The organism is Streptomyces sp. NPDC003691 (genome assembly GCF_053981115.1).
Genome location: NZ_JBSFNQ010000083.1, coordinates 25295 through 32256 on the forward strand (window position 1 = coordinate 25295; position 6962 = coordinate 32256).

Here is a 6962-nt window from a genome sequence, read left to right on the forward strand (position 1 = left end):
CAACGGGCGAAACGGTGAATCGCCCGGCTTGTCCCCGCACCGCCGGCCGTGGGCGGTGGCTGCCTCGGATCCCCGTTGCGCGGCCGGTGGGGGCGGGGCCGGGGCCGGGTGCGGACCGCCCGTGACCGGGGGCGGGAACTTTTCCGGCGGCACCGGCGTCAAGGACGACACCACGGCCGTGCGCCGTGGGGCGGTTCCGACACCGGCCGCCACTCGCACTGCGGTGACCGCCGGGGCCACCGGTGCCCCCGTGACGGCGGTGGACGGCGGTGGACTGCGGGCCGCCGGGACCGGAGCCGTGGGCACGGACGGACAGGAGGAAGGGCGGGATGAACCGATGACCTGGGCGTCCATCGACCTCAACGCCGATCTCGGCGAGGGGTTCGGCCGCTGGCGTCTCACCGACGACGAGCCCCTGCTGTCGGTGGTGACCAGCGCCAACGTCGCCTGCGGCTTCCACGCCGGGGACGCGGTGACCATGCGGAACGTCTGCCGGATCGCCGCCGAGCGGTCGGTACGGATCGGCGCCCAGGTGTCCTACCGGGACCTGGCCGGATTCGGGCGGCGCGCGATGGACGTGCCGCCGGAGGAACTGGCGGCCGAAGTCGCCTACCAGATCGGCGCCCTGGACATCTTCGCCCGTGCGGCCGGGTCCCGGGTCTCGTACGTCAAACCGCACGGCGCCCTGTACAACCGGGTGGTGCGCGACGAGGAGCAGGCCGCGGCCGTGGTGGAGGGCGTACGGCTGGCGGGCGAGCCGCTGCCGCTGCTCTCGCTGCCGGGCTCCGCGCTGCACTCGATGGCGGAGAAGGCCGGACTGCCGGTGGTCACCGAGGGGTTCGCGGACCGTGCCTACACGGAGCGGGGCACCCTGGTGCCGCGCTCCGAGGAGGGGGCGGTGGTGTCGGACGCGGCGGCCGTCGTCGACCGTTCGGTGAGCATGGCGCGGTTCGGCGTGGTCACCGCCCGCTGCGGCCGTACCGTCGCCGTACGGCCGCGGTCCCTCTGCGTCCACGGGGACACTCCCGGGGCCGTGGCGCTGGCCCGCCGGGTGCGGGAGGCCCTGGAGACCGCCGGGGTGAGGGTCGAGGCGTTCGTATGAGGGTGCTTCCGGTGGGCGACCGGGCCCTGCTGGTCGAGCTGGCGGACGCGGAGGAGGCGGGGGCGTTCCACGCGGAGCTGCTGCGCCGCCGGGCCGCGGGCGGGCTGCCGCGGGTGACGGACATCGTCCCGGCCGCCCGGACCGTTCTGCTGGACGGGGTGGCCGACCCCGGGCGGCTCGCGGCGCGGCTGGCGGAGTGGCCGCCCGCGCCGCCGCGGCAGCGGGCCGGGGCGGAGGTGGAGGTGCCGGTCCGCTACGACGGGCCGGATCTGGCGGAGGTGGCGGCCTTGTGGGGCGTGGCTCCGGAGGAGGTCCCCCGGATCCACTCGGCGGCCGGGTTCCGGGTGGCGTTCTGCGGTTTCGCCCCCGGCTTCGGCTATCTCACCGGGCTGCCCGAGCGGTACGCGGTGCCCCGCCGGGCCACTCCGCGCACCTCGGTGCCCGTCGGGGCGGTGGGGCTGGCCGGCCCGTACACCGGGGTCTACCCCCGTTCCTCGCCCGGTGGCTGGCAGCTGATCGGCCGGACGGATCTGGAGCTGTGGGATCCGCACCGGGAACCGGCGGCGCTGCTGTCGCCGGGCACCCGGGTGCGGTTCGTGCCGGAGGGAGGATGACCGGCCGGGCCCTCACGGTGGTCCGGGCCGGGCCGCTGACGACGGTTCAGGACCTGGGGCGGCCGGGCCGCGCCCATCTCGGGGTGCCGCGTTCCGGGGCGCTGGACCCGCCCGCGGCCCGGTGGGTGAACCGGCTGGTGGGCAATGCGGAGGGGGCGGCCGTACTGGAGACCACGGTGGGCGGCTGTGCGGTGCGGGCGCACCGGGCGGTCACGGTGGCGGTCGGCGGCGCGCCCTGCGGGGTCCGGGTGGACGGGCGTCCGGTGGCCTGGGGGGCTCCGGTACGGCTGCCCGCGGGTGCGGTGCTGGACATCGGGCGGGCGGTCCGCGGGGTGCGGTCGTACGCGGCGTTCGCGGGCGGCATCGCGGTGGCGCCGGTCCTCGGCAGCCGCTCCACGGATCTGCTGTCGGGCCTCGGTCCGCCGGTGCCGCCGGACGGCGCGGTGCTGCCGCTGGGGGTTCCGGCGGGGCCGCCGGCCACCACCGGCGGGGTGGCGCCCTGGGCGGGGCCGCCCGCCGAACTGGTGCTCCGGTTCCGGCCGGGTCCGCGCGCCGACTGGTTCGCGCCGGGGGCTCTGCGGACGCTGCGGTCGGGGGGCCACCGGGTGTCGGCGGCGAGCAACCGGATCGGGATGCGCACGGAGGGCCCGCCGCTGCGGCGGGCCCGGGAGGACGAGCTGCCGAGCGAGGGGATGGTGCTCGGCGCGGTGCAGGTCCCGCCGGACGGGCGGCCGGTGGTCTTCCTCGCCGACCATCCGACGACGGGGGGCTATCCGGTGGTCGCCGTCGTCGACGCCCGGGATCTGCCCGCGGCGGCCCAGGCCGTGCCGGGGACCCCGGTCCGCTTCGTCCCGGTCCGCTGACCGGCCTCCCGCCAGGGTCTTGTCGGGCGCGGGGTCCCGCCGGGTCCGGGGGCACCGGAGCAACCGCCGCCGCGCACCCGGCCGGGGGCTGCCGGGCCCGGGCCGGAACCGGTGAGCGCAGTGACCCGCCGGGGTCGGCACCGTACCGCCGGGGCTTCCGCGCACGGCTCCGCCGGGACCGTACACACCGTTCCGCCGGTCTCAGCCGGGTGGCGGTCCGGTGCCGTATCCGCCGCCGCCCGGGGTCTTCACCACCAGTACGTCACCGGGGCCGACCTCCGTCGTATCGGTGCCGGAGAGGCTGGTCACCGTCCCGTCGGCGCGTTCCACCGAGTTCTCGCCGAGTGCGCCCGGCGAGCCGCCCGCCATGCCGTACGGGGCGATCCTGCGGTGCCCGGTGAGGAGGGTGACGGTCATCGGTTCCAGGAAGCGGAGACGGCGTACGGTTCCGGCGCCGCCGTGCCGGCGGCCCGTACCGCCGCTGCCGTGCCGGACGGCGAAGGAGTCGACGCGGACCGGGCAGCGCCACTCCAGGATCTCCGGGTCCGTGAGCCGGGAGTTGGTCATATGGGTCTGGACGGCGTCGGCGCCGTCGAACTCGTCGCCCGCGCCGGAGCCGGAGGCCACGGTCTCGTAGTACTGCACCCGGTCGTTGCCGAAGGTGACGTTGTTCATGGTGCCGGAGCCCTCCGCCTGGACCCCGAGGGCCGCGTAGAGCGCGCCGGTCACCGCCTGGGAGGTCTCCACATTGCCCGCGACGGTCGCGGCGGGCGGTTCGGGCGCCAGCATCGACCCGGGCGGCACCCGGATCTCCAGGGGCTCCAGACAGCCGCTGTTGAGGGGGATGTCCTCGCCGACGAGGGTGCGGAAGACATAGAGAACGGCCGCCGTGACGACGGAGGACGGCGCCTTGGTGTTGCCCGGCTGCTGCGGGGCGGTACCGGTGAAGTCGATCACCGCGCTCCGCCGCTCGCGGTCGACGCGGACGGCGACCCGGATGACCGCCCCGGCGTCGGTCTCGTACGCGTACGCGCCGTCGCCGAGCCGGGCCACGGTCCGGCGGACGGACTCCTCCGCGTTGTCGCGGACGTGCCGCATGTACGCGTGGACGGTGTCGAGGCCGAACTCCGCGACGGCGCGCCGCAGCTCCGCGATGCCCTTCTCGTTGGCGGCGATCTGGGCGCGCAGGTCGGCGATGTTGGTGTCGGGGGCTCGGGAGGGGTGGCGGGCGCCGGTGAGCAGCGCGCGGGTCTCCCGTTCGCGCAGCCGGCCGTCCCGGACGAGCAGCCAGTTGTCGAAGAGGACGCCCTCCTCCTCGACGGTGGTGCTGAACGCGGGCATGGAGCCCGGGGTGATGCCGCCGATCTCGGCGTGGTGGCCGCGGGAGGCGACCAGGAACCGCAGTTCGCCGCCGGTTTCGTCGAAGACCGGCGTGACCACCGTGACATCGGGCAGATGGGTGCCGCCGTGGTACGGGTCGTTGACGGCGTAGACGTCGCCGGGGCGCAGTCCGTGGCCGCCGGGTGCCCGGTTGCGGCGCAGCACCTCCTTGATGGAATCGCCCATGGATCCCAGGTGGACCGGGATGTGCGGGGCGTTGGCGATGAGGTTGCCGTCGGCGTCGAAGAGGGCGCAGGAGAAGTCGAGCCGTTCCTTGATGTTGACGGAGTGGGCGGTGTTCTCCAGCCGGACGCCCATCTGTTCGGCGATGGACATGAAGAGGTTGTTGAAGACCTCCAGAAGGACCGGGTCGGCGGCGGTCCCGGCGGCGGCGCGGGCGGGCCGGGGTTCGGCCCGGGTGAGCAGCAGATGGCCGCGGGGCCCGGTCTCCGCCCGCCAGCCGGGGTCGACGACGGTCGTCGCGTCGTCCTCGGCGATGATCGCGGGGCCGCCGACGGTGTCCCCGGGGCGCAGGTCGGACCGCCGGTGGAGGGGGACGACGGAACGGTGGCTTCCGGCGAAGAAGACCGGGACGTGCTCCCGGGGCCGGGGCGGCGGGCCGGGGGCCGGAGGGGCGGTGGCCGCCGGGGCGGGTTCGCCGGGCGCGGCCGGCGGGCGGGCCGGGCCCGGTGCGGCAGCGGGAACCGCGGTGGGGCCGGGGGCGGCAGCGGGAGCGGCGGTGGGGCCGGGGGCGGCAGCGGGAGCGGCGGTGGGGCCGGGGGCGGCAGCGGAAGTGGCAGCGGGGCCGGGTTCCGCCGCCGTCGCCCCGGTGGCCTCGACCGATACGGATTCGACGACGAGGGGCTTGTCCATGGTGAAGCCGTAGCGGGCGCGGTGGACGGCCTCGAACGCCTCTCGCAGGGCGGCCGCGCCGCCGAGCGGGACGGGGAGCCCCGCGTCGGTGCCCTCGTAGCGGACGGTGACCCGCGCCCGGGTGGTGATCGACTCGCCGGGTACCCCGTCGGCGCGGAGTTCGGCGCGGGTGCGGTCGCCGAGCCGGTCGCACAGCTCCCGGACCCGGGCGGCGGCCGCCTCGTCGAGTCCGGTCTCCACGGTCTGCTCCCGTACGGCCGTGGCGTCGGCGAGCCCGATGCCGTACGCGGAGAGCACCCCGGCCAGCGGCGGCACGATCACGGTGGACACACCGAGGGCGTCGGCGACGGCACAGGCGTGCTGGCCGCCCGCGCCGCCGAAGGAGGTGAGGGCGTAGCGGGTGATGTCGTAGCCCCGCTCCACGGAGATCTTCTTCACGGCGTTGGCCATGTTCAGTACGGCGATCTCCAGAAAGCCCGCGGCGACCTCCTCGGGGGTGCGGCCGGTGCCGGTCTCGCGCCGGACCCGGGCGGCGAGTTCGGTGAACTTCCGCCGGGCGACGGCGGTGTCGAGGGGCTGGTCGCCGCCCGGGCCGAAGACGGCGGGGAAGTGGGCGGGCTGGATCCGGCCCAGCACGGCGTTGGCGTCGGTGACGGTCAGCGGGCCGCCGCGGCGGTAGCAGGCGGGGCCGGGGTCGGCGCCCGCGGAGTCCGGCCCGACCCGGTAGCGGCGGCCGTCGAAGTGGAGGACGGAGCCGCCGCCGGCCGCGACGGTGTGGATGTTCATCATGGGGGCGCTCATCCGGACCCCGGCGACCAGGGTGCCCTGCCGGCGTTCGAACTCCCCCGCGTAGTGCGACACATCGGTGGAGGTGCCGCCCATGTCGAAGCCGACGACCCGGTCGAACCCGGCCTGCGCGGCGGTACGGGCCATACCGACGACGCCGCCCGCGGGGCCGGAGAGCACGGCGTCCTTGCCGCGGAAGTGAGCGGCCTCGCGCAGTCCGCCGCTGGACTGCATGAACATCAGCGGGATACCGGGCAGTTCGGCGGCGATCCCGTCGACGTACCGGCGGAGGACCGGCGAGAGATAGGCGTCCACGACGGTCGTATCGCCGCGGGGCACCAGTCTGATCAGCGGGCTGACCTCGTGGGAGCAGCTCACCTGGGTGAATCCTAGGTCGCGGCAGACACCGGCGACGAGGGTCTCGTGGCGGGGGTGGCGGTAGCCGTGCAGCAGGACGACGGCCGCGGCCCGCAGCCCGTCGGCGCGGGCGGCGGTGAGCCGTTCGGTGACGGCGGCCAGGTCCGGGGGGCGGAGGATCCGGCCGTGGGCGTCGATGCGCTCGGGGACCTCGACGACGCGGTCGTAGACCGGCGGCGGCAGGACGATCCGGCGGTCGAAGATCCGGGGACGGTTCTGGTAGGCGATGGAGAGGGCGTCGCCGAAGCCCTCGGTGATCACCAGCACGGTGGGTTCGCCCTGCCGCTCCAGCAGGGCGTTGGTGGCGACGGTGGTGCCCATCCGGACGGCGGCGACCCGGTCCGCGGGCACGGGTTCGTCCGGGCCGAGGCCGAGGAGCAGCCGGATTCCGGCGACCGCGGCGTCGCTCCGGCGCGCGGGGTCCCGGGACAGCAGCTTGCGGGTGACAAGCCGTCCGTCGGGCCGCCGTCCCACGATATCGGTGAAGGTGCCGCCCCGGTCGATCCAGAACTCCCAGCGCCCGGCCGTCATGCCTTCATTGTGTCGCCGCGGGCCCGGCTCCGCCGGACGGAAGCGGTGGCCCTGCGGGCGGCCGGGCGGTACGGGGGCGGTGGCCCAGCGGGAGGCCCGGCGGTACGGGGGCGGGGCGCCCGGCCCGGCGGCCGTTGCCTGTGGGCGGTGTGAGCGGCCCCGCGCTGCCGTAGGCGAGGTGGCCTCCGGGCCCACGCCCTCGCCCGCGCCGCTCGGCAGCGGGCGGGCCCCAGGCGCGGCCACGTGTCGTACCGGAGCCCGCCGTACGCGGGGGATGCCGGGCCCGGAGCCCACCGCGGGGGTCGCCGGACCGCGGGAGCCCGCCCGGTCCGCCGCCCGCACCGGGGCAACACGCACCGGGCCCGCGGCCCGCGCGCGGACAGCACCCGGCCCGCG

General features: G+C 76.5%; 4 protein-coding genes. 3 read left to right on the plus strand and 1 reads right to left on the minus strand.

The features are described 5' to 3' along the window. The first annotated feature begins 337 nt into the window (after positions 1–337). From ACWDR0_RS28395 to ACWDR0_RS28405, 3 genes are read left to right on the plus strand one after another with little or no spacing between them, the layout of a single operon-like run. Positions 338–1102 (plus strand): LamB/YcsF family protein, encoded by a 765-nt coding sequence (locus ACWDR0_RS28395; protein ID WP_456354641.1) that lies wholly within the window; start codon positions 338–340, stop codon positions 1100–1102. Then, entirely contained in the window at positions 1099–1716 is a 618-nt protein-coding gene (gene pxpB / locus ACWDR0_RS28400) for a 5-oxoprolinase subunit PxpB (protein ID WP_456354642.1), read from the plus strand. Before ACWDR0_RS28395 ends, pxpB begins: the two co-directional genes overlap by 4 nt. Beyond that, a complete protein-coding gene (locus ACWDR0_RS28405; RefSeq protein WP_456354643.1) occupies positions 1713–2579 on the plus strand; it encodes a 5-oxoprolinase subunit C family protein in 867 nt (288 codons plus the stop codon). The genes pxpB and ACWDR0_RS28405 overlap by 4 nt, the downstream gene beginning before the upstream one ends. Positions 2580–2780: 201 nt before the next feature. Here ACWDR0_RS28405 and ACWDR0_RS28410 read toward each other — a convergent pair whose 3' ends face one another. Continuing rightward, positions 2781–6566, minus strand: a complete 3786-nt coding sequence (locus ACWDR0_RS28410; protein ID WP_456354644.1) for a hydantoinase B/oxoprolinase family protein — start codon at positions 6564–6566, stop codon at positions 2781–2783. Positions 6567–6962 lie beyond the last annotated feature (396 nt).